Origin of the sequence: Nocardioides sp. NPDC057772, assembly GCF_042798075.1 — a bacterium.
In the GTDB taxonomy this organism is placed as follows: domain Bacteria; phylum Actinomycetota; class Actinomycetes; order Propionibacteriales; family Nocardioidaceae; genus Nocardioides.
This window is the reverse complement of record NZ_JBHVKN010000003.1, coordinates 1-21,231: the sequence shown is the minus strand read 5'-3', so window position 1 is coordinate 21,231 and position 21,231 is coordinate 1. Positions and strand designations below refer to the sequence as shown.

The window sequence follows — 21,231 nt, the reverse complement described above, 5'->3', positions numbered from 1 at the left end:
GGGTCAGAGACGGTCGAGGACGGCGCGGAGTGCGCGTTCGAGATCGGCGGCGGGGTCGTCGGTGAGGTCGTGGGCGCGCCAGGCGATGTGCTGGTCGGGGCGCACCAGGATGGCACCGCTGTCACCGACCTCGCGTCGAGCCGCCCAGTCCCCGGTGGGGTCGGCGTACTCACAGCCGGCGCCGACCGGCTTGACGCCGATGCGTACGCCCAGGTCGGCCGCGACCTTGCCGGCGGCGTCGCCCCAGGGCTCGCCGCCGATCCCCGTCAGGAGCGTGAACTCGCCGCGACCGGCGAGGTCGAGGGTCGAGAGCCGGACTCGGTCCTTCTCGACCCAGGCATGCGGCAGCCGAGCTCCCGGGTGGGTGGTCGGGTGGTGGTAGAGCTCGGGGTCCCGGTCGGGGGCGGGCCATGGCGTCCCGTCGTCGAGGACGGCTGTGGAGGCGTACCGCTGGTCGAGCTCCACACCGTGGGCGTTGAACTGGTAGTTCTGCAGCTGTACGGCATCGGCCAGCTGCCGTCGCCGCTGCTCTCCGACCGGGCCGGGGGCGCGCAGCCCATCGAGCGCCCGCTGGCCGTCCTCGGCGCTCTGCCCAGGCTCGAACCCGAGCGCCTGCGAGATCGGCAGCATGTCCTGCACGCTCTTGAGGGCGCGGTCGACGACCTGCCGTCCCACCGGCTGACGCTCGTCGTGATAGCTGGCGAGAAGCTCCTCGCCGGCGTCGCCGCGGAGCACCATGGCCAGCTTCCAGGCCAGGTTGTACGCGTCCTGCACCGAGGTGTTGGTGCCCAGCCCGTTGGCGGGTGGGTGACGGTGTGCGGCGTCGCCGGCGAGGAAGGCGCGACCGATCTGGTAGCGCTCGGCGACCATGTGGTTGATCTGCCACAGGCTGGTCGCCTTGATCCTGATGTCCACCTCGGGATCCCCGATCGTGGTCCGGGCGCGGGCGACGACGGCCTCCTCGGAGAGGTCGGGCTCGCCCTCGGCGGGGTCGTACATGAAGAGCAGGACCCACTCCGTCCACGGCTTCACGCAGATCCAGGTGCCCGAACCGACCCAGTAGTCGTTGCCGGGCTGGCACATCCAGTAGAGGGTGCCTGGCCGGTAGGCGGTGTAGTCGGTGAGGTCCGCCTCGAGCCACACGTTGGCGGCCGCGCCCAGTCCCGCCTCGCCCTCCAACACGAACCCGAGCTGCTCGGCGACGGTCGAGCGCCCGCCGTCGGCACCGACGACGTACTTCGCCCGGATGGTCTCCGTCCGGCCGCTCTCGCGGTGGCGGACGACGGCGGTGACGCCGTCGTCGTCCTGGCTCACCTCGACCAGCTCGGTCGAGAAGCGCAGGTCGGCACCGAGCCGCTCGGCACCGGTCCGCAGCACCGGCTCGAGGATGTGCTGAGGGACGTTGCACATCGCGCTCGGACTCGCCAGGTCGTAGTCGGTGCGCCGCTCGGGGCCGCTGCCCCAGGTGAGCAGGCGGGCGATCTCCGGGTCGGCGAAGCTCGTCGCCCACACGTTGTTGCCCATCAGCTCGTTGGGGGTGGCCACCTCGCGGACCGCCTCCTCCAGACCGAGGTCCCGGAAGACCTCCATGGTGCGCTGGTTGGTGATGTGGGCGCGTGGCGAGTGTGCCGTGCCGGCGTACTTGGTCACGGTGATCGCGTCGACCCCGTACGCCGCCAACAGGGCCGCCATGCTCAGACCCGCCGGTCCGGCACCGACGACCAGGACGTCGGTGGTGATGTCATACGTCATGACGCCGCCGATTCCATCGGCTCGGGCTCCGCTTCGACCAGCCAGGGGTAACGCTCCGTATCGGCGCCGGCGTAGTCCGGGTCGAGGTAGACGAACAGGCGGTGGATCCGGCCGTCGCGGATCTCCATCACGTCGCACCAGCGACCGGCGTGGGTCACGCCCGCGCGGAACTCGGTGCCGTCGGCGGCGATGCCGGCCGAGGTGCCCTCGACGACGACGGTGTCACCGGCGACCACGTAGTTGAAGTAGGCGTAGTCGTGCTTGATCCCGCCGAGCAGGGATCCGACCTTGGCGAACGCGTCACGGACCGCGTCGATGCCGTCGACGATCCCGATCTTCGGGAAGTACAGCTGGATGTGCTCGTCGAAGAGCTCGAAGAAGTCCTCACCGCGGTCGAGCCGCTTCAGGTACTCCAAGGCGAGGGCCCTACGTGCCTCGTCTGTCATTGCCTCGGCCATGTCCAAACCCCTTTCGGCCACAGGTGACTGTCATCACAGCCTGACCGCACATGTTCGAGGAAACAAGAGATATTCGAAAATCTCTGGATATTCGCATTGTGCTAGGGTGCTCGCATGACGACTCGACCACGGGCTAGCACCGAGGAGGTCTACGCTCGCGTGCGCGCCGACCTCCTCGGCGGCGTCTACGCGCCTGGGGAGCGACTGAAGTCGACGCCGCTGTGCGAGACGTACGGCGCCAGCGTCAGCGTCATCCGCGAGACCCTCTCCCGGCTCACCGAGCAGGGGTTGGTGGAGTCCGAGCCCCGGATCGGCTTCCGGGTCCGGCAGGTGAGCGTCGAGGACCTGCGCCAGCTGACCAGCGCCCGCATCGACATCGAGTCGCTCGCGCTGCGCTACGCGATCCAGCGGGGCGACATGACCTGGGAGTCCCAGGTGGTGGCCGCCCACCACCGGATGGAACGTACGCCGATGCTCACCGCCGACGCTCCCCCACGCGTCTCCGACGAGTGGGAGATGGCCCACAGCGGTTTCCACGGCGCGCTGCTCGACGGCGCCGGCAATCCCTGGCTCCTGGGCATGGCCACGACGCTGCGCGACGCCGGCGAGTTCTACCGGCGCTGGTCACAGGTCCACGAGCCCGACCGGGACGTCGCCGGGGAGCACCGCGAGATCCTGGAGGCGACCCTCGCCCGGGATGCCGACCGGGCCGTGGCTGCGCTCGCGCAGCACTACCGGCACACCGCCGACATCCTCGAGCGAGCTCTTGCCGAGCGTGACGTCGCTCAGAACAGCTGACGCGCGTTCGCCCGGGCCAGGTCGATGAGCTCGTCGCCGCGACCGGACAGGACGGTGCGCAGGGCATAGAGGGTGAAGCCCTTGACCTGCTCCGCGGTGACGGTGGGCGGCATCGACAGCTCCTGGCGCTCGGTGACGACGTCGAGGAGCGCCGGACCGTCGTGGGCGAGGATGTCCGCGATCGCCTCCGGAAGGTCCTCGGAACGCTCGACGCGGCGGGCGTAGATGCCCATGGCTTGGGCGACCTGCGCGAAGTCGGGGTTGACCAGGTCGGTGCCGTAGTTCACGAACCCGGCCGCCTTCATCTCCAGCTCGACGAAGTTGAGCGAGGAGTTGTTGAACACGACCAGCTTCACCGGCAGCCGGTTCTGGGTGAGCGTGACCAGCTCACCCAGCAGCATGGTGAGCCCGCCGTCGCCGGCGAGCGCCACGACCTGACGGTCGGGGTGTGCCGCCTGCGCGCCGATGGCGTGCGGGAGCGCGTTGGCCATCGAGCCGTGGGTGAACGACCCGATCAGGCGACGGCGGCCGTTCATCGAGAGGTAGCGGGCCGCCCACACCACCGGTGAGCCGACGTCCGGGATGAAGACGGCGTCGTCGTCGGCTGCCTCGTCGATCAGACGGGCCAGGTACTGAGGGTGGATCGGGGCGTTGCGCTTCGAGGGCGTCGCGAGCTCGTCGAGCTTGGTCCGCGTCTCACGGTAGTGCGCGGTCGAGTCGTCGAGATGGTGCCGGTCGGCCTTGCGCGTGAGCAGCGGGAGGAGTGCGTCGACGGTGTCCTTCACACTGCCCACCAGACCGAGGTCGACCGGGTGGCGGCGGCCCAGCTGCTCGCCACGGATGTCGACCTGGATCGTGGTCGCGTGCTTGGGATAGAACTGCCGGTAGGGGAAGTCGGTGCCGAGCATGAGCAGGGTGTCCGCGCGCTCCATGGCCCGGTAGCCCGAGGCGAAGCCGAGCAGCCCGGTCATGCCGACGTCGAACGGGTTGTCGTACTCGATGAACTCCTTGCCGCGCATCGCGTGCACGATCGGCGCTCCCAGCCTGTCGGCCAGCGCCACCACCTCGTCGTGCGCGCCGGCGGTGCCCGCCCCGGCGAGGATGGTGACCCGCTTGCCCGCGTTGAGAAGATCCGCCGCCCGGCTGATCTCGGGCTCAGCCGGAACCACGTGCGAGGTGGTCGGGCGGATGACCGAGGCACGCTCGACCGGCGACTTCGCCAGCGCGACATCGCCCGGGATGGCCACCACCGCGACGCCCTGCTTCTCGATCGCCGTACGCATGGCGACCTCGAGCACGTGCGGCATCTGGCTCGGGTGCGCGACGTACTCGGCATAGACCGAGGACTCGCGGTAGAGCTCCTGCGGGTGGGTCTCCTGGAAGTAGCCGGTGCCGATCTCCGCGGTGGGGATGTGGGCGGCGATCGCCAGCACGGGCACCCGCGAGCGGTTCGCGTCGTAGAGACCGTTGATCAGGTGGAGGTTGCCGGGGCCGGCGCTGCCGACCACGACGGCCAGCTCTCCGGTCGTCGCGGCATCGGCCGCCGCCGCGAACGCGCCCGCCTCCTCGTGCCGCACGTGCACCCAGGCGATGCGTCCGTCCTTGCGCAGGGCGTCGGTGATCCCGTTGAGCGAGTCACCTGGGACGCCGTAGACGCGGCGTACGCCGCTCGCCGCGAGTGTGGCCACGATCTGCTCTGCCACGGTCGACATGATCTCCTCCTCGGAGCCGCAAAACCCGAATATCTCTCTGATATTCGAAACTACGGGCGCAGGCGGTTCATTCCTGCGCCCGACACCCGCGGAGACGCCTCGGCCGATGCCGTACGCTCGGCGTCGCGGCTGGAGAAGGGGGTGTGGGAACCGGTGCGGATCGTCAGTCTGGTCCCCTCGATCACCGAGGCGTTGGCCTCGGTGCGTCCCGACGCGCTCGTCGGCGCCACGGACTGGTGCACCCATCCTGCCGGGCTCGAGGTGACCCGCGTCCGCGGCACCAAGAACCCGAACCTCACCGTGATCCACGACCTCGAGCCGGACCTGGTCATCGCCAACAAGGAGGAGAACCGCGAGCTGGACGTCCGCCGGCTCCGCGAGGCCGGCATCCGGGTCGAGGTCACCGAGATCGAGAGCGTCCCGGAGGCGGTGGCGACCTACGAGCGACTCCTCGACGACGTGCTCGGCTGGGAGCGCCCGGACTGGCTCACCGAGGCCCGCCGGTTGTGGTGCGGACCGCTCCCCCGAGTCAGCCGCCGGGTCGTGGTGCCGATCTGGCGCGACCCGTGGATGGTGGTCGGGTCACGGACGTTCACCGGCGACCTGCTGCGGCGGCTCGGCTGGGAGAACGTCTTCGGCCGACACGAGGACCGCTATCCGCACGTCGACCTGGCCGAGATCGACGAGGCCGGAGCCGATGCCGTGCTGCTGCCCGACGAGCCGTACGTCTTCACAGCAGAGGACGGCCCGGAGGCCTTCTCACGGACGCCGACGGAGCTGGTCAGCGGCCGGCTGATCACCTGGTACGGCCCCAGCCTCCTCGAGGCTCATCGGCTCCACCGCTCGGTCTGAGTGAGCCGGAACAGCAGGGCCAGCGGAGGAACCACGACGAGCCCGGCGATCGCGACGGCGACCAGCAGCGCCTGCAAGGTCGCCTCGGCACCGCCCGCGTCGGCGAGACGGACCTCGTCGACCAGGAGCCACGGGTACTGCCCGACGCCCCAACCGGAGATCACGGTGGCCACCGCGATCAGGGCCGGCAGCCGGGCGAGGGCGAAGCGTCTCTTCCAGACCAGCCACAAGGTGGCCACCCCGGCCAGGAACGAGCAGATGATCAGCGGCGCCGCCTGCCGCTCCAGTCCGTCGGCCAGCGTGGGGGCGTCGATCTCGATCGGGATCAGCGCGACGAAGACGATCAGTCCGGTGGCCAGCCCGACCCCGAGGGTCCGGACCCGGAGGGTCGAGGCCAGAGCCGGCTTCCCGCCACGTACGGCGTCGGCGCAGAGGAACACCCCGGCCAGGAAGGCACAGGTGCCGACCGCGATGATGCCGCCGAAGACCGAGGTCGGGTTCAGCCAGGACGACCAGCGGTCGCCGTAGCCCTCAGCAGGCACCCTGCCGGAGGCGATCGCCCCCGCGACGGTCCCCAGGAAGAACGGCGTGATGATCGACGAGGTCGCGAAGACGACACCGAACGTACGGGCCTGCGACAGCGTCGCGGAGTACTTCCGGAAGGCGAACGAGGCACCGCGGAGCACGATGCCGAGCAGCGCCAGCAGCAACGGCACGATCAAGGTCGTCATCACGGCGGCGAACGACTCCGGGAACGCCGTCCACCACACCACCAGGCAGTAGATCAGCCATACGTGGTTGACCTCCCACACCGGCCCGATGCTGTGGTCGATGAGCGTGCGGACCTCCGCACCCCGACGTGCCCCACCGGCGGTGAGGTCGAAGAAGCCGGACCCGAAGTCGGCTCCGCCGAACAGCGCGTACGCCAGGACGCCGACGAACAGCGCCGCCGCGACGGCCACTTCCAGGCTCATCACCGGGCCTCTTCCGAGATCGCCGCCGGGCCATACGGGCTGGGCAGGTCCTCGCCGCCCTCGCGCCACCGGCGTGCCATCGAGCGCAGCACCAGGACGGCACCGATCGTCAACAGCGTGTAGACCACCAGCATCGTGCCGAAGACCCACCACAGACCCGGGTTGTCCCCGGCGGCATCGACGGTGCGCATGACGTCGTAGACGACCCACGGCTGACGCCCGACCTCGGTGGCGACCCACCCGGACTCGAGCGCGACGACCGCCAGCGGACCGGCGGCAACCGCGAACCAGCAGAACCATCGGGTCTCGAGCAGGTCGTGACCGCGCCAGCGCAGCAGCCAGTAGCCGATGACGGCCAGCATCAGCAGCGACCCGATGCCGATCATCGTCTGGAACGCGAGATGGGTGATGTTGACCGGCGGCACGTCGGAGGCCGGGAAGGTGTCCAGGCCGCGCACGGGCAGGTCGAAGCTGCCACGGGCGATGAAGGAGCCCCAGTTGGGGATCTCGATGAAGTAGCGCGGTTCGCCGTCGATCATCAGCCCGCCCAGGCGCAGCGGTGCCGGCTGCTCGGTGGTCTCGGCCAGCTCGAAGGCGGCCAGCTTCGCCGGTTGAGTCTCACCGAGACGGATCCCGAGGACGTGGCCGACGACGGGCTGCAACACGGCCGCCACCGAGGCGAAGACGAACGGCACCGTGAAGCCGAGCCGGTGATGGGGATCGCGCCGTCCTCGCAGGGCACCGGCGGCGTACACCGCCGACACCACGAAGCCCGCGACCATGAACGCGGCCAGCCACATGTGCAGGAACTGCAGCAACGCACCCTGGTTGAACATCGCCTTCCACGGTTCGACGTCGACCACCTCACCTGCGGCGTTGATCCGGAAGCCGGTGGGCATGTTCATCCAGGCGTTGACCGAGATGACGCAGAAGGTCCCGAAGATCCCGGCGGCGGCCATCGGGACCAGGCAGAGCAGGTGCAGGCGTGGCGACATCCGTCCCCAGCCGTAGAGGTACAGGCCGAGGAAGATCGCCTCGGTGAAGAACGAGAGCCCCTCGAACGCGAACGGCAGTCCGAGGACGTCACCGAACTTCCCCATCAGCCCCGGCCAGAGCAGCCCCATCTCGAAGCTGAGCACGGTGCCGGAGACCGCGCCGATCGCGAAGAGCACCGCTGAGACCTTCGCCCACCGCTTGGCCAGGACGAGCGCCACCTTGTTGCCACGGAGGCCGAGGAGATGGACGACGAAGATCATGCTCGGGAACGCGACACCGAAACAGGCCAGGATGATGTGCCACCCGAGCGAGAAGGCCATCTGCTGTCGCGCCGGTAGGAGCCCGGCGGGCTCCTCGGCTGCAAGGGCGAGCGCTTCGGCGATCACGGTTCGAGCCTACGCACACCGAACCAAACGAGCGCAAGAGGTAGGTCCGCCGGTAAGCGGCTCGGGCCGGGCGCCTCAGTCTCGCGAGGTGAGAACCGCCAGGTCACGTACGGCGTAGCGGTGGTGCTCGGCCTCCTCGGCGAGCACCACCTTGAGGCAGCGGCGTACGGAGTAGTCGGCCTCGGGGTCGTTGCCGACCGGGGTGCGGGTGCAGAGCCGGTCGAGGTCCGCATCGGTGACCGTCGAGACGTAGACGCTCATCGTGCCCATCCGGGCGAGGCGGGGCGCCAGGATCTCCTCCAGCGACGGATCGGCATCGACGGTGAGGCCGGTGCCGGCCTCGTCCGCGCCGGCCGGGCCGAAGCCGAGCGGATGGTAGGGCTCGTCCTCCTCGAGGACCGGGTGGCCGAGCCACTTGTCGCCGGCATAGAGCAGATGGCGCTGGGTCTCGATGAACGACCACTCGTCGTCGACCCGCCGGTGCAGCAGCTCCTCCGGCAGCGCCCGGGCCCGCTCGACCGTCGCCGCCCAGGTCTTCTCGACCGATGCCCAGGCGGCACGGATCTCCTCCGCGGTCTCCGCCTCGCGGGCCAGTGCGCGGTTGGGCTCGATGCGATCGAGCTCGGCCTCGACGTACGCCGTCACGTCGACGTCGTTGACCACGATCCGACCGAAGTCACCGGCGAGATAGACGTCGCTGCCCCAGCAGTCGACGATCTTCAGCCGCTCCTCGAACCAGCAGTCGCGGATCTCCAGACCGCCGATGTCGCTCTGATGGAGCAGCGCGCCGCGGAACTGGTCGGTCTCGGCGTACGTCCTGGTCTGCTCGGAAGGCATACGCCATCGTCGGCCGACCCCGCCCAGCCGTCAACGGACTAAACGGGCCTAGCGGAAAGCGGGCTTCTCCTTGGCCAGAAAGGCACGGACGCCCTCCTTGAAGTCGGCACCGGTGTAGACCTCGCGCAACAGGTCCTCGTCGCCTTCCGGCGAGGCCTCGGCGCGGGCGGCGTACGCAGCGAGCTGGCCCTTGGTGGCCCGTACGGTGACGCCGGAGAGCGGCAGGATGCCCTCGACCAGCGCCTCCACCTCGTCGGCGAGCGAGTCGGTGACGGCGGTCAGGGCGCCGGTGGCGTAGGCCCGGTCGGCGTTGATCAGCCGGGCGGCGAGGAGCATCTCACGCACGACCGGCTCACCGAAGACGGCGGCCGCGCGGTAGACGATGGAGGCCGCGAGCGCGTTGCCGAGCGTCTTCGCGATCGGGTAGCCGAAGCGCGAGTGAGGCGTCGCGACCCGCAGGTCGCAGTGGGTGGCCACCGCGAGCCCTCCCCCGACGCAGACCCCGTCGACCGCGGCGATGGTGACCTGCGGGAGGGCGAAGAGCTTCTCCAGCAGCGAGCGGATCCAGTCCTCGTAGTCCACCGCGTCGCGGGAGAGGAAGTCGGAGATCTCGTTGCCGGCCGCGAACGCCCGCCCGCCGGTCCCGGTCAGCACCAGCACCTTCACCGACTCGTCCGTCGCGAGCTCGTCGCACAGATCGTGCAGCGCCCCGTACATCTCCGCGGTGAAGGCGTTGTGCTTCTGCGGTCGGTTGAAGGTCACCTGTACGACGCCGGGGCGCCGCTCCACTACCAAGTCCTCGCTCACGGGAACCGAGCGTAGGGCACCCCGAGGGGTGCCCTACCGAGGTGTTCATCACACGTGCGGCTTCACCTGCTCGGTGTAGATCTTCTCCAGCGCCGTCTTCAGGCTGTCCATCTCGGTCTGGACGTCCCGGTCCTCGGTGAGGATCGACGCCATGTGGTTGGCCATCTCGAGGTCACCTCCGGGCAGGAAGACGCGGGCGTAGTCCTGCGAGCGGGTGTTGGGGAGCTGGTCGATCGCGACCTGGGCCTGCGGGGTCTTCTTCAGGATCGCGGCGGGGTCGGCGGACTTGCGGATCGGGACGTAGCCGGTCGCCTCGGAGAACTTGATCGCCTGCTCGGGCTCGGTGAGGAACTTGATGAAGGTGCCCGCCGCGAGCTGCCGCTCCGGGCTGATGTCCTTCGGGATGCCGACGCCGGACCCGCCGGTCGGGCAGATCTTCTCCGTCTCCGCCGGCCCGGCGGGCAGCGGGGCGACGCCGACGTCGAACTTCGCGGAGGTGATCGCGGTGATCAGGTCGCCGGTCGAGCCGACGGTGGCGCTGGCGACACCTGCCGCGAAGTCCTGGATCTGGTCGACCCCGGCGACGCCGGCGACCTTGTCCTTGTAGACCCAGTCCTTGAGGAAGGAGAGCGCCTCGACCGACTCGGCGGAGCCACAGGTGATGTCGAAGGACTCCTCCTTCGACCAACCGCCGCCCCAGCCCCACAGATTGTTCTGCAGGGTCCAGCCGGCGTAGCCCGCCAGGGCCGGGAACTGGAAGGCGAACTTCGCGCCGCTGGCCTGGGCGAGCTTGGTCTTCCACTCGCCGAACTCCTCCCAGGTCTGCGGGCCCTGGTCGGACAGTCCGGCCTTCTTCCAGTGGTCCTTGTTGTAGTAGAAGAGCGGCGTCGAGCGCGCCCATGGCACCGCCCAGTGGGCGTCGTCGTAGAGGTAGTCGCCCAGCAGCGAGTCGACGTAGTCGTCGGTGTCGAACTCGAGCGCCTCGAAGAGGGAGTCGAGCGGGATGATCTGGTCGTTCATCTTGTAGCGGAACCACCACACGTCAGACAGGTTGATGATGTCGGGCAGGTCGCCGCCGGTCTGCGCGGTCTGGAACTTCTGCGCGATCTCCTCGTAGTCGGCGCCGGCCGTGACCAGCTTGACCGTGATCTCGGACTGCGAGGCGTTGAAGGCGTTGACGATCTCGGTGCTGACCTTGATCGAGTCACCGGGGTTGGAGGTCCAGAACGTGATCTCCTTGGCCGGCTTCACCCCACTGAAGTCGATCTGCTCGACGGTGCTCGCGCCGCCTCCGCCGCCGCTGGTCGAGGGGCCACCTCCGCAGGCGGAGAGCGCCGCCGCCGAGATACCCAGGGCGCTGAGGCCGAGGAACCGTCGTCGGTCCAGGATCAGGCCCGAGCGATGCAGGTTGGACGAGGTGTTCATGAAGCATCCTTTCCCTGTTGTGCCGACTGTGGGCTGAGAACGTCAGCCTTTGACGCCGCCTTGGGTGAAGCCGTTGACGATGTGTCGCTGCAGGAACGCGAAGACGACGAGGATCGGGAGGAGCACCATCACGGTGCCGGCCATCAGCACTCCGAACGAGCTGGCCGCGGACTCGCTGTTCTGCAGCAGCGTCAGGCCTCGCGGCAGCGTCATCATCTCGGGCTCGGAGATGATGATCAGCGGCCACAGGTAGTCGTTCCACTCGTAGACCACGTTGACCAGCGCCACGGTCGCGATGCTCGGCAGGGCCATCGGCACGACGTGGTGCCACAGCCGCTTCCAGTGGCCAGCGCCGTCGAGGTGGGCCGCCTCGATCACCTCGTAGGGCAGCTGCAGGAAGGCCTGACGGAGCAGGAACGTACCGAAGCCGGTGCCGAGGCCCGGCAGGATCAGGCCCCAGTAGGTGTTCTCGCCGCCGAGGCTGCTGATGAAGACGTAGTTGGGCAGCGCGGTGACCTGCGGCGGCACCATCATCGTGGCGAGCACGCCCCAGAAGAGGTACTTCTTGCCGGGGAACTCGCAGAAGACCAGGCCGTACGCCGTCAGGATGGCGAGCAGCACCTTCAGTCCGGCGCCGACGACCGTGACGATCCCGGAGTTGAGGAAGAGCCGTCCGAAGGGGACCTTCTGCGCGGCCTCGGAGTAGTTCTCGGGCTGCCAGACCTCGGGGAAGACGACGAGGTCGGTGGTCGCCAGGTCGCCCGGCCCCTTGAAGGAGGCCAGGATCATGTAGCCGAGCGGCAGCACGACGACGAGCACTGCGAGCAGCAGCACCAGGTAGTCGCGTACGGTCAGCGGCGTCAGCCGCACCCGGCGTGAGGGAGCGCTCATCGGTAGTGGACCCGCCTCTCCACGACGATCAGCTGGACCAGCGTGAGCACCACGAGGATCGCGAAGAGCACCGTGGACAGCATCGCGGAGTAACCCGCTTGGCTCTGCTCCTTGAAGCCGGTCAAATAGGCGTCGAAGATCAGGGTGCGGGCGCCGCGGCCGAGCTTGTCCATCGCGATCAGCAGATCGAAGGCCTGCAGGCTGTTGAGGATCGTGGTGACCATCAGGAAGAACGTGGTCGGCGACAGCAGAGGCAGGGTCACCGTGAAGAACCGCCGCACCGGCCCGGCCCCGTCGAGGTCGGCAGCCTCCAGCAGGTCGCCCGGGACCGCCTGGAGACCGGCGAGGTAGATGACCGCGGCGTAGCCGAGGTTCTTCCAGACGTAGACGATGATCACCATCGTCAGCGTCCACGGCGGCGAGTTGATCCACTCCGGGCTGTTCAGGCCGATGTCGCGCAGGATCGCGGAGAGGGCGCCGATGTTCGGGTCGAAGATGTAGAGCCAGGCGAGCCCGACACCGTAGCCGGAGAGGATGTAGGGCGCGAAGACCGTGGCCTGCGCGAATCCCGCGCCCGGGAGCCTGCGGTTGAGCGCCAGCGCGACGCCGAGGCCCAGCGCGAGGGTGAGCCCGACGGTGGCGACCGTGAAGATGCCGGTGGTCGTCAGGACCTTCCCGGCCTCACCGGAGGCGAAGAAGTCGCGGTAGTTGCCCAGCCCGACCGGGGTCGCGAACTTCGAGCCCAGTGTCCAGTTGAGCGTCGAGTAGTAGATGTTCTGGAAGAGCGGCCGGTAGATGAAGACCGCGATCAGCGCGACGTTGGGCAGCACGAACGCCAGAAAGATCAGCCACTCCCGTACGCGTCTTCCCGAGAGTGCCTGACGTGGTCGCTTGGTCGTGACGGCCGTCATACCTGGCACGATCGGTGAGTCAAGCGGCTGGGTCGGACCCCGTCAAGAGTAAAACTCTTGGTCTCAAGATTTCGTTACCGGAAACTGATGGTGAACATCATGGGTCCACGAGCCAACGTCCGAGCAACGTGCCGTCCTGCTCGATGAGGGACGCCAGCGACACCGGTACGTTGATGGGCGGCCCGGTCACGATCCGCCGGCCGTCGCCGGCGAGGAGCTTGGGCGTGATCGTGTGGCAGAGCTCGTCGACCAGACCCGCCTCGAGCAGCGACCCGAGGAGGCTCGGCCCGCCCTCGCACAGCACGTGGCGCATGCCCTCGTCGTGGAGCCTGCTCACCAGTGCGGGCAGGTCGACCTCGGAGTCGCCGACGACGTAGACGTTCGACTCGCCGATCTCGTCGCGTGCGGCCGCCAGGCCCGGTGCGTCGGTGACGGTGGCGAGTCGGACCGCGCCGGGCTCGCAGCCGCGCAGACCGTCAGGGACCCGGCCGTGCCGGGAGACGACGACGATCGGCGTGCCCTGGGCCGTATAGGTCTCGGCCGTCGCGGTCCCCGCCCCGACCAGGACCACGTCGGCCAGCTCGCGGAGGAGGTGGAAGACGTCGACGTCGACGGCGTTGTTGACGGTGCCGGAACGGCCATCGGAGCCGGTCGCCGCGCCGTCCAGAGAACTGACCATGTTGGCCCTCAGCCAGGGCAGGCGGGGAGGCGTGTAGACGGCACGCAGGCCCTCGGGAGTCGTCGGGTCACCGTCACCGTGCAGGAGGATCACCCTGCCAACGTTAGGCGCTGGCACCTGCCGCTATCTTCTTCGCATGAGTTGGTTGGTTACCGGAGGCGCGGGCTACATCGGATCGCACGTCGTGCAGGCGCTGCTCGACGCAGGCCTCGAGCCGGTCGTCATCGACGACCTCTCCTCGGGGTTCGCGAAGTTCGTGCCCGACAACGTCTCGTTCGTCGAGGCGACGCTGCTGGACAAGCCCGCCATCGAGCAGGCGATCACCGACAACGGGGTCGAAGGAGTCATCCACCTCGCCGGCTTCAAGTACGCCGGGGTGTCGGTGCAGCGGCCGCTGCACACCTACGCGCAGAACGTCACCGGCACCGCCAACCTCCTCGAGGCGATGGTGGCCACCGGGGTCGACAAGCTGGTCTTCTCCTCCTCCGCCGCGACCTTCGGCACCCCCGACGTCGACCTGGTCACGGAGACCACGCCGACCAACCCGGAGAGCCCCTACGGCGAGTCGAAGCTGATCGGCGAGTGGCTGATCGCCGACGTCGCCCGTGCCGAGGGCCTCGCGCACACCAGCCTGCGCTACTTCAACGTCGTCGGCTCCGGCAGCAAGGACCTCTACGACACCAGCCCCCACAATCTCTTCCCGCTGGTCTTCGACGCGCTGGCGAAGGGCAAGACGCCGCAGATCAACGGCGACGACTACCCGACCCCCGACGGCACCTGCGTACGCGACTACGTGCACGTCGCCGACCTCGCCCACTCCCACGTCGTCGCCGCCAAGCGGCTCGCGGAGGGCAAGGACCTCGAGCCGGTCTACAACCTCGGCTCCGGCGACGGCTCCTCCGTGCGGCAGATCATGGACGCCATCCGCGAGGTGACCGGCATCGACTTCGAGCCGGTCATCAAGCCGCGACGCCCCGGCGACCCCGCTCGCATCGTCGCCACCGGCGAGCTCGCCCGGCGCGACCTCGAGTGGGAGATGCGCCACGACCTGCGCTCCATGGTCGCCACCGCCTGGGAGGCCCGTCAGGCCGCGGGGGCCGACTACCCGAGCTGATCCTTCGTCAAGGCGGTGTCCTGAGCCTGCCGAAGGGTATGCAGCAAAACAAACACATCCCTCGCGGAACTCCGCGAGGGATGTGTGCCTTCGTCGACATACCTCGACGAAGGAACAGGCCAGGATCAGGCCTTCTTGGCAGCCGTCTTCTTCGCCGGGGCCTTCTTGGCGGGCGCCGGCTTCTCGGCCTTCGGAGCCGCAGCCTTCGGCGCCTCGGCCTTGGGGGCCTCGGCCTTGGGAGCCTCAGCCTTGGGAGCCTCGGTGGCCTCGGACTTCTTGAACTTCGCGACGAAGGTCTCGCCGCGGCTGGCGAGCTTGTCGTAGGTGCCGGTGGCGGAGCCGGTGGTCTCGTCGAGCTTGGCCTTGACGGTGGTCTTCAGCTTCTCGGGCAGGACGGTGTACTGCTCCTTGGCGAGAGCCGGCAGGCTCTTCGGGTCGAAGCCGGTCACGGTCGCCTTGGCGGCGGTCGCCTTCTCGGTCGCCTGGGTGCGGTACGCGGTGGCCTTCTCCGTCGCCTTGGTGCGAGCGTCGGTCAGCTTGGTGGTCGCCCCGGTGCGGTAGCCGTCGACCCGCTTCTGCAGGTCGGTGGCGAGGTCCTTGACGGTCTCGTAGGCGAGGTCGGCTACGCCGGCGACGGCGTTGAGGGGCTTGGTGGTCTCAATCTTGGGCAGCGTGGGCATCTGGGTTCTCCTCGTGATGGGATTCTTCGTCGGTTTCATCGGCGGCCGGCGCATCGTCGGTGACACGACTGTTGAGAGCAAGGAACGAGTGGTAGACGTCGAGCAGCGAGTGCTTCTGCCGCTCGGTCAGGTTCGGATCGGCGAGCACCGCGAGTTCCACGGAGCCCCCGACGTTGGAGTCGGGGCTGAGGATCCCGGCACGGACGTAGACCTGCTCCGCCGAGATGCGCAGCGCCTTGGCGATCTGCTGGAGGACCTCAGCCGATGGCTTGCGCAGACCGCGCTCGATCTGACTGAGGTAGGGGTTGGACACGCCTGCTTGGTCGGCGAGCTGGCGCAGCGACATCTCAGCAGAGATCCTCTGCTCCTTCAGATACTCGCCAAGCGTGCCAACCGCACTCGTGACCTTGCTCTTGACCATGACTCCAGTGTGCTAACTATTGCTAGCAATCACAAGGCCTGGGCAACCGAAGTGACACATATCACCTACTAGTTGCCTCGTCAACCGGCGGAAATACGCGTTACCTCCACGCCACGAGGTCGCTAACAGTCCGCTAGCAGGTCACAGCAGAGCGCGGATCTCCCCGACCGGGAGGCCACCCCCGAGGATCGGCGCCTCACCTGTCGCCCGCACGGCGTCGGCGTCGACCCCGTCCAGGTCACCGACTCCGTCGCGCAGCAGCGCGGCAGCCATCACGACCGCGCGCGCCCGGTCGCCGCCGTCGTCAGCCTTCAGCGCCCAGGCCCGGCCGTCGGGCAGGGCGACCGCGTAGACGGCCTCGGCACCCAGCTTGCCGATCAGACCGGGTACGGCGCGGTGCAGCGCGACCTCGTCGCGGGTGGTGCCCGAGACGTACTCGGGGTGGGAGCGCATCGCCTCGGCGACCCGGGCACCCGGTCCGTCGACCGCCGAGGCGATCGTCGAGAACGCCCGGGCGAGCCCGGTCAGCGAGGTCGACAGCGCCGGTGCGCCGCAACCGTCGACGGTGACGTACGCAGCCTCGCCGGTGCACGCCTCGAGCACCTCCTGGATCCCCACCTGCAGCGGGTGCTCGGGATCCAGATAGCCCTCCAGCGGCCAGCCGGCGGCGACGCAGGTGGCGAGCATCGCGGCGTGCTTGCCGGAGCAGTTCATCGCCAGCCGGCTCTTCGCCTCGCCGCGACGGAGCGCCTCCTCACGTGCCTCCGCGCCGAACGGATAGTCCTCGATGTTGCCGAGCGCGGACTCGTCCAGGCCGACGGTGGCCAGGATGCGGCGTACGCCTTCCTGATGGAAGGCCTCCCCCGAGTGGGAGGCACAGGCGAGGGCGAGCAGGTCGGGGGGCAGGTCGAGACCGAGGATCACCATCGCGAGCGCCTGGACCGGCTTGTTCGAGGAGCGCGGGAGGATCGGCGAGTCGACATCGCCGAGCGACCACCCCACGGTGCCATCGGCCTCCAGACAGAGGATGGATCCGTAGTGGTGTCCCTCGACGAAGTCGGAGCGGACGATCTCGGCGAACGGCACGGGTGCTGGCATGGGGGCGAGACTATGTGAGAGTTGCCCCGTGTTCGCCGACCTCCTCACCCAAGACGCGCTCAGCGTGCTCGTGGTCAGCTTCGGCATCGGCATCGTCGTCGGCCTGACCGGTATGGGCGGTGGCGCCCTGATGACACCGGCGCTGATCTTCCTCGGGGTGCCACCGACGACCGCGGTCGCCAACGACCTCGTCGCCGCCTCGGTCAACAAGTCGGTCGGCGCCGCGGTGCACTGGCGTCACGGCTCGCCCAACATCCGGCTGGCGACGTACCTGATCATCGGCTCGGTGCCGTTCGCGTTCCTGGGCACGTTCGTGCACAAGCTGGCGCCGGGCGACACCGACCACTTCCTCAAGATGATCCTCGGCGGTGCGCTGCTGTTCGCGGCGGCGTCCTACATGTTCCGGATGTACCTCCAGCTGCGGCTGGTCACCGGCGGCAACGAGGCTCCCCAGGACGATCCCGACCTGAAGCCGGCGCTCACCATCGTCATCGGCGCGCTCGGCGGCCTCCTGGTCGGCATCACCTCGGTCGGCTCCGGCTCGGTCATCATGATCGCGCTGCTGCTGGTCTACCCGACCCTCTCGGCGGTCAAGCTCGTCGGCACCGACCTGGTCCAGGCGGTCCCGCTCGTGCTCGCCGCCGCCATCGGCCAGGTGATCAACCACGGCGTCGACTGGGCGGTGCTGATCCCGCTCATCCTCGGCGGCACCCCCGGCACGTTCCTCGGCTCCCGGATGGCGCGCTGGGTCTCCCAGTCGGTCATCCGGCGAGGCATCGTCATCATGCTGACGCTCTCGGGCGCCAAGATGCTCGGCGCCGACGCGACGTTCCTGCTGTTCTTGGGCGGCGGGATGCTGCTCCTGGGCCCGCTGCTGTGGGGCTTCATCCGGCAGTCGCGCGGCCTGACCCCCTTCGACAACAACGCCGCCGCCTGGCGGCTGCCCGAGCGCACCGAGAAGTAGTAAGCCCGCTGGTCGAGCCGCCGGAGTCGCTAGGCGGAGGCGTGTCGACCAGCGGGGCGTCAGGCTTTGAGGTAGCGGCGTAGCGCTTCTAGGTGGTCCTCGGGCTCGAAACCGGTGGCGGTGAGCTTGTCGAGGGACATCACCGAGTTGAGCGGCCGCGGGGCGACGCCCTCCTTGCCGGCGAAGTAGGCCTCGGTCGAAGTGGCGCCCACGTCGGCCCCGTCACGCCCCGAAAGGGCGAACACCTCGGCGGCGATGTCGCGCCACGAGCACGGCTCACCGGAGTTGGTGCAGTTGTAGACCCCGTACGCAGCACCGGACCGCAGCAGGTGAGCGGTGGCCGCCGCGAGCGTGTCGGTGAAGGTGAGCCGGCCGATCTGGTCGTCGACCACGGTGGGCGAGACGCCCTTCTCGGCGAGAGCCGCCATGGTGCGTACGAAGTTCTTGCCATCACCCACGACCCAGGAGGTGCGCAGGATGTAGTGGCGGGGCGTGCCGGCGACGGCGATGTCACCGGCGGCCTTGGACTGGGCGTAGACGCCGAGCGGCGAGACGGGCTCGTCCTCGGTGTGCTCGGTCGCGGTGCCGTCGAAGACGTACTCGGTCGAGTAGTGCACCAGGGTCAGCCGGTGCTCGGTCGCGACCCGGGCGAGCAGCGCCGGAGCCGTCGCGTTGGCCGCCCAGGCGGTGCGCCTGCCGTCGGGCGTCTCGGCGACGTCGACGGCGGTGTAGGCGGCGGCGTTGAGGATGAGCTGGTAGTCGGCCCACGGCCAGGCCGCGACCGCCTTCTCGTCGGAGATGTCCAGCTCGTCGAGATCGACGGCGTCCGCATCCGGGAAGACCGACACCAGGGCCCGGCCGAGCTGGCCGTTGGAGCCGATGATCAGCGTCTTCTTCGGCTTCATCGGGGTGACCTCGGCCAGCCGTGGGTTGGCCTTGTCCTTCTCGGAGATCTCGGCGGACTCCAGCGGGATCGGCCACGGGATGGCGGCGGTCTCGTCGGCCAGGTTGAGCGCCGGGTAGGCGAACCCGGGGCGCCAGTGGTCGTTGACCAGGTAGGAGTAGACCGTGAGGTCCTCCAGCGCCTGGTAGGAGTTGCCGACCCCACGCGGCACGAAGACCGCGGTCTCCGGACCGATCTCGACCGAGAAGGTGGTCCCGAACGACGAACCCTCGCGCATGTCCACCCAGGCCGCGAAGACCCGCCCGCAGGCCACGGAGACGAACTTGTCCCACGGCTCGGTGTGGATGCCTCGGGTCGCCCCGCGGGAGGCGTTGAAGGACATGTTGTTCTGCACCGGTCCGAAGTCGGGCAGCCCGAGCGCGATCATCTTCTCGCGCTGCCAGTTCTCCTTGAACCAGCCGCGGGCGTCCCCGTGCACGGGCAGGCGGACGACCAGCAGACCCGGAATCGGCGTCTGCTCAACGGCGAGCTCCGACATTCACTGCCCCTTCGCGGCGTACTTGGCTTCGGTCTCGTGCTTGAGCGGCGACCACCAGGCCTCGTTCTCCTGGTACCAGGCGATCGTCGCGGCCAGGCCCTTGTCGAAGTCCTGGTATTTCGGCTCCCAGCCGAGCTCGTTGCGCAGCTTGCCGGACTCGATGGCGTAGCGGCGGTCGTGGCCGGCGCGGTCGGTGACCCACTCGATGTCGTCCTCGGGCCTGCCGAAGTGGCGCAGGATCGCGCGGACGACCTCGACGTTGGACTTCTCGCCGTCGGCGCCGATCAGGTAGGTCTGCCCGATCCGGCCCTTCTCCAGGATCGTCCAGACCGCCGAGGAGTGGTCGTCGGTGTGGATCCAGTCGCGGACGTTGAGCCCGTCGCCGTAGACGCGCGGCCGCCGACCCTCGATCACCTCGGTGATCTGACGCGGGATGAACTTCTCGACGTGCTGCCAGGGGCCGTAGTTGTTGGAGCAGTTGGAGATCGTCGCGCGCACGCCGAAGGAGCGCACCCAGGCGCGGACGAGGTGGTCGGAGCCGGCCTTGGAGGCCGAGTAGGGCGAGGAGGGCTGGTAGGGGGTATCTTCGGTGAATCGCTTCGGGTCGGAGCCCACCTCGTCGAGCAGAGGGAGGTCGCCGTAGACCTCGTCGGTGGAGACATGGTGGAAACGTACGTCGTGCTTGCGGACCGCCTCGAGCAGCACGAAGGTGCCGACGATGTTGGTCTGGATGAACGGGGCCGGGTCGGAGAGCGAGTTGTCGTTGTGGGACTCGGCCGCGTAGTGCACCACCGCGTCAGACTCCGCGACCAGCGGCTCGACGACGGCAGCGTCGGCGATGTCACCGACCACCAGCTTCACCCGGTCGTCCGGGAGCCCGGCCAGCGACGCCTCCGAGGAGGCATAGGTCAGCTTGTCGAGCACCGTCACGTACGCGTCGGTGTTGGCCACGAGGTGGTGCACGAAGTTGGAGCCGATGAACCCGGCCCCACCAGTCACAAGAATCCGTCTCACCGGCTCATCGTAGGCAGAATTAACCACGCGGTGGTCGCCTCGCCCCGGTGGGTTCCCTAGAACGTGCGGTGAACATCCGTAGGATCAACTGACCATGAAGGGCATCATCCTTGCCGGAGGCACCGGCTCACGTCTGCACCCGATCACTCTCGCGATCAGCAAGCAGCTGATGCCGATCTACGACAAACCGATGATCTACTACCCGCTGACCACGCTGATGCTGGCCGGCATCCGGGACATCCTGGTCATCACCACGCCCCACGAGGCCTCCGGCTTCCACCGCCTCCTCGGTGACGGCAGCCATCTCGGCGTCAACATCAGCTACGCCGAGCAGCCCTCCCCCGACGGTCTCGCCCAGGCGTTCACGATCGGCGCCGACGTCGGCTTCCTCGACGAGTCCGAGGACGGCGTGGGACTCGTGCTGGGCGACAACATCTTCTACGGCCCCGGCCTCGGCACCCAGCTCGCTCGCTTCAAGACCATCCACGGCGGTGCCGTCTTCGGCTACCGCGTCGCCGACCCGCGGGCCTACGGCGTCGTCGAGTTCGACGACTCCTTCAAGGCGATCTCGCTCGAGGAGAAGCCCGAGAAGCCGAAGAGCCCGTACGCCGTCCCCGGCCTCTACTTCTACGACAGCTCGGTCGTCGAGCACGCCCGCAACCTGCGGCCCTCCGCCCGCGGCGAGCTCGAGATCACCGACCTCAACCGGATCTACCTCGAGGCCGGCACCCTCTCGGTCGAGGTGCTCCCCCGCGGCACCGCCTGGCTCGACACCGGCACCCTCGAGGACCTCAACGAGGCCGCCAACTTCATCCGCGCGATCGAGCACCGGCAGGGCACCAAGATCGGCGCCCCCGAAGAGGTCGCCTGGCGCCAGGGCTGGCTCTCCGACGAGGAGCTCTCCGCACTCGCCCAGCCCCTGTTGAAGAGCGGCTACGGGAAGTACCTGCTCGGCCTGCTCGCCAGACCGCTCCCGGACGAGGTCGACGCGGACGACGGCGGGCGCCTCCTCGCCGGGGG

Annotated in this window: 21 protein-coding genes; 5 read left to right on the top strand and 16 right to left on the bottom strand. The window is 68.8% G+C overall.

Annotated elements, in window-relative coordinates; translation table 11 throughout:
• Window positions 1-3 precede the first annotated feature (3 nt).
• Window positions 4-1,752 carry an FAD-dependent oxidoreductase gene (locus ACFVJS_RS01115; RefSeq protein ID WP_378876582.1) on the bottom strand — a complete coding sequence of 583 codons (1,749 nt, stop codon included), beginning with the start codon at window positions 1,750-1,752 and terminating at the stop codon, window positions 4-6.
• A complete protein-coding gene (locus ACFVJS_RS01110; protein ID WP_378876580.1) occupies window positions 1,749-2,168 on the bottom strand; it encodes a nuclear transport factor 2 family protein in 420 nt (139 codons plus the stop codon). The genes ACFVJS_RS01115 and ACFVJS_RS01110 overlap by 4 nt, the downstream gene beginning before the upstream one ends.
• 156 nt (window positions 2,169-2,324) lie before the next feature.
• Here ACFVJS_RS01110 and ACFVJS_RS01105 point away from each other — a divergent pair, with 156 nt between their 5' ends.
• Window positions 2,325-3,008 carry a GntR family transcriptional regulator gene (locus ACFVJS_RS01105; RefSeq protein WP_378876573.1) on the top strand — a complete coding sequence of 228 codons (684 nt, stop codon included), beginning with the start codon at window positions 2,325-2,327 and terminating at the stop codon, window positions 3,006-3,008.
• On the opposite strand, the gene poxB is transcribed toward ACFVJS_RS01105, so the two are convergent.
• Entirely contained in the window at window positions 2,996-4,720 is a 1,725-nt protein-coding gene (gene poxB / locus ACFVJS_RS01100) for a ubiquinone-dependent pyruvate dehydrogenase (protein WP_378876571.1), read from the bottom strand. The genes ACFVJS_RS01105 and poxB overlap by 13 nt on opposite strands.
• Before the next feature lie 153 nt (window positions 4,721-4,873).
• Between poxB and ACFVJS_RS01095 the strand changes: the two genes are divergently transcribed.
• Window positions 4,874-5,572, top strand: coding sequence for a helical backbone metal receptor (locus ACFVJS_RS01095; RefSeq protein ID WP_378876569.1), 699 nt, complete (start codon window positions 4,874-4,876; stop codon window positions 5,570-5,572).
• Here ACFVJS_RS01095 and ACFVJS_RS01090 read toward each other — a convergent pair.
• The 8 genes from ACFVJS_RS01090 to ACFVJS_RS01055 all read right to left on the bottom strand — a co-directional run bounded on the left by ACFVJS_RS01090 (window position 5,548) and on the right by ACFVJS_RS01055 (window position 13,571).
• A complete protein-coding gene (locus ACFVJS_RS01090; RefSeq protein ID WP_378876567.1) occupies window positions 5,548-6,546 on the bottom strand; it encodes a cytochrome d ubiquinol oxidase subunit II in 999 nt (332 codons plus the stop codon). The two genes, ACFVJS_RS01095 and ACFVJS_RS01090, sit on opposite strands and share 25 nt — an antisense overlap.
• Entirely contained in the window at window positions 6,546-7,928 is a 1,383-nt protein-coding gene (locus ACFVJS_RS01085; RefSeq protein ID WP_378876565.1) for a cytochrome ubiquinol oxidase subunit I, read from the bottom strand. Before ACFVJS_RS01085 ends, ACFVJS_RS01090 begins: the two co-directional genes overlap by 1 nt.
• A gap of 75 nt (window positions 7,929-8,003) precedes the next feature.
• A complete protein-coding gene (locus ACFVJS_RS01080; protein WP_378876562.1) occupies window positions 8,004-8,765 on the bottom strand; it encodes a DinB family protein in 762 nt (253 codons plus the stop codon).
• A gap of 48 nt (window positions 8,766-8,813) precedes the next feature.
• On the bottom strand, window positions 8,814-9,572 hold the full coding sequence (locus ACFVJS_RS01075) for an enoyl-CoA hydratase-related protein (RefSeq protein WP_378876560.1): 759 nt from the start codon (window positions 9,570-9,572) through the stop codon (window positions 8,814-8,816).
• Between the two features lie 48 nt (window positions 9,573-9,620).
• Complete coding sequence (locus tag ACFVJS_RS01070) at window positions 9,621-10,997, bottom strand: ABC transporter substrate-binding protein (protein ID WP_378876558.1); 1,377 nt, start codon at window positions 10,995-10,997, stop codon at window positions 9,621-9,623.
• 42 nt (window positions 10,998-11,039) lie between these two features.
• Window positions 11,040-11,888 carry a carbohydrate ABC transporter permease gene (locus tag ACFVJS_RS01065; RefSeq protein WP_378876556.1) on the bottom strand — a complete coding sequence of 283 codons (849 nt, stop codon included), beginning with the start codon at window positions 11,886-11,888 and terminating at the stop codon, window positions 11,040-11,042.
• On the bottom strand, window positions 11,885-12,799 hold the full coding sequence (locus ACFVJS_RS01060) for a carbohydrate ABC transporter permease (protein ID WP_378876554.1): 915 nt from the start codon (window positions 12,797-12,799) through the stop codon (window positions 11,885-11,887). Before ACFVJS_RS01060 ends, ACFVJS_RS01065 begins: the two co-directional genes overlap by 4 nt.
• 97 nt (window positions 12,800-12,896) lie before the next feature.
• Window positions 12,897-13,571, bottom strand: a complete 675-nt coding sequence (locus ACFVJS_RS01055; RefSeq protein ID WP_378876552.1) for a dihydrofolate reductase family protein — start codon at window positions 13,569-13,571, stop codon at window positions 12,897-12,899.
• A 43-nt stretch (window positions 13,572-13,614) separates the two neighbouring features.
• Here ACFVJS_RS01055 and galE point away from each other — a divergent pair, with 43 nt between their 5' ends.
• Complete coding sequence (gene galE, locus ACFVJS_RS01050; RefSeq protein WP_378876550.1) at window positions 13,615-14,592, top strand: UDP-glucose 4-epimerase GalE; 978 nt, start codon at window positions 13,615-13,617, stop codon at window positions 14,590-14,592.
• A gap of 125 nt (window positions 14,593-14,717) precedes the next feature.
• Here the strand turns inward: galE and ACFVJS_RS01045 are convergent, their stop codons facing one another.
• The 3 genes from ACFVJS_RS01045 to ACFVJS_RS01035 form a co-directional block, all read right to left on the bottom strand.
• Window positions 14,718-15,272, bottom strand: a complete 555-nt coding sequence (locus ACFVJS_RS01045; RefSeq protein WP_378876548.1) for a hypothetical protein — start codon at window positions 15,270-15,272, stop codon at window positions 14,718-14,720.
• Window positions 15,250-15,693: a helix-turn-helix domain-containing protein gene (locus tag ACFVJS_RS01040; protein ID WP_378876546.1), complete on the bottom strand. Its 444-nt coding sequence runs from the start codon at window positions 15,691-15,693 to the stop codon at window positions 15,250-15,252. The genes ACFVJS_RS01045 and ACFVJS_RS01040 overlap by 23 nt, the downstream gene beginning before the upstream one ends.
• A gap of 141 nt (window positions 15,694-15,834) precedes the next feature.
• Window positions 15,835-16,791 (bottom strand): asparaginase, encoded by a 957-nt coding sequence (locus ACFVJS_RS01035; protein WP_378876544.1) that lies wholly within the window; start codon window positions 16,789-16,791, stop codon window positions 15,835-15,837.
• 28 nt (window positions 16,792-16,819) lie between these two features.
• Here ACFVJS_RS01035 and ACFVJS_RS01030 point away from each other — a divergent pair, with 28 nt between their 5' ends.
• Window positions 16,820-17,755 carry a sulfite exporter TauE/SafE family protein gene (locus ACFVJS_RS01030; RefSeq protein ID WP_378876542.1) on the top strand — a complete coding sequence of 312 codons (936 nt, stop codon included), beginning with the start codon at window positions 16,820-16,822 and terminating at the stop codon, window positions 17,753-17,755.
• Between the two features lie 59 nt (window positions 17,756-17,814).
• Here ACFVJS_RS01030 and ACFVJS_RS01025 read toward each other — a convergent pair whose 3' ends face one another.
• Window positions 17,815-19,197: a sugar nucleotide-binding protein gene (locus tag ACFVJS_RS01025; RefSeq protein WP_378876540.1), complete on the bottom strand. Its 1,383-nt coding sequence runs from the start codon at window positions 19,195-19,197 to the stop codon at window positions 17,815-17,817.
• Window positions 19,198-20,211: a dTDP-glucose 4,6-dehydratase gene (gene rfbB / locus ACFVJS_RS01020; RefSeq protein ID WP_378876538.1), complete on the bottom strand. Its 1,014-nt coding sequence runs from the start codon at window positions 20,209-20,211 to the stop codon at window positions 19,198-19,200.
• Window positions 20,212-20,305: 94 nt separating this feature from the next.
• Here rfbB and rfbA point away from each other — a divergent pair.
• On the top strand, window positions 20,306-21,231 hold a 926-nt coding region (gene rfbA, locus ACFVJS_RS01015; protein WP_378876536.1), incomplete at its 3' end, for a glucose-1-phosphate thymidylyltransferase RfbA.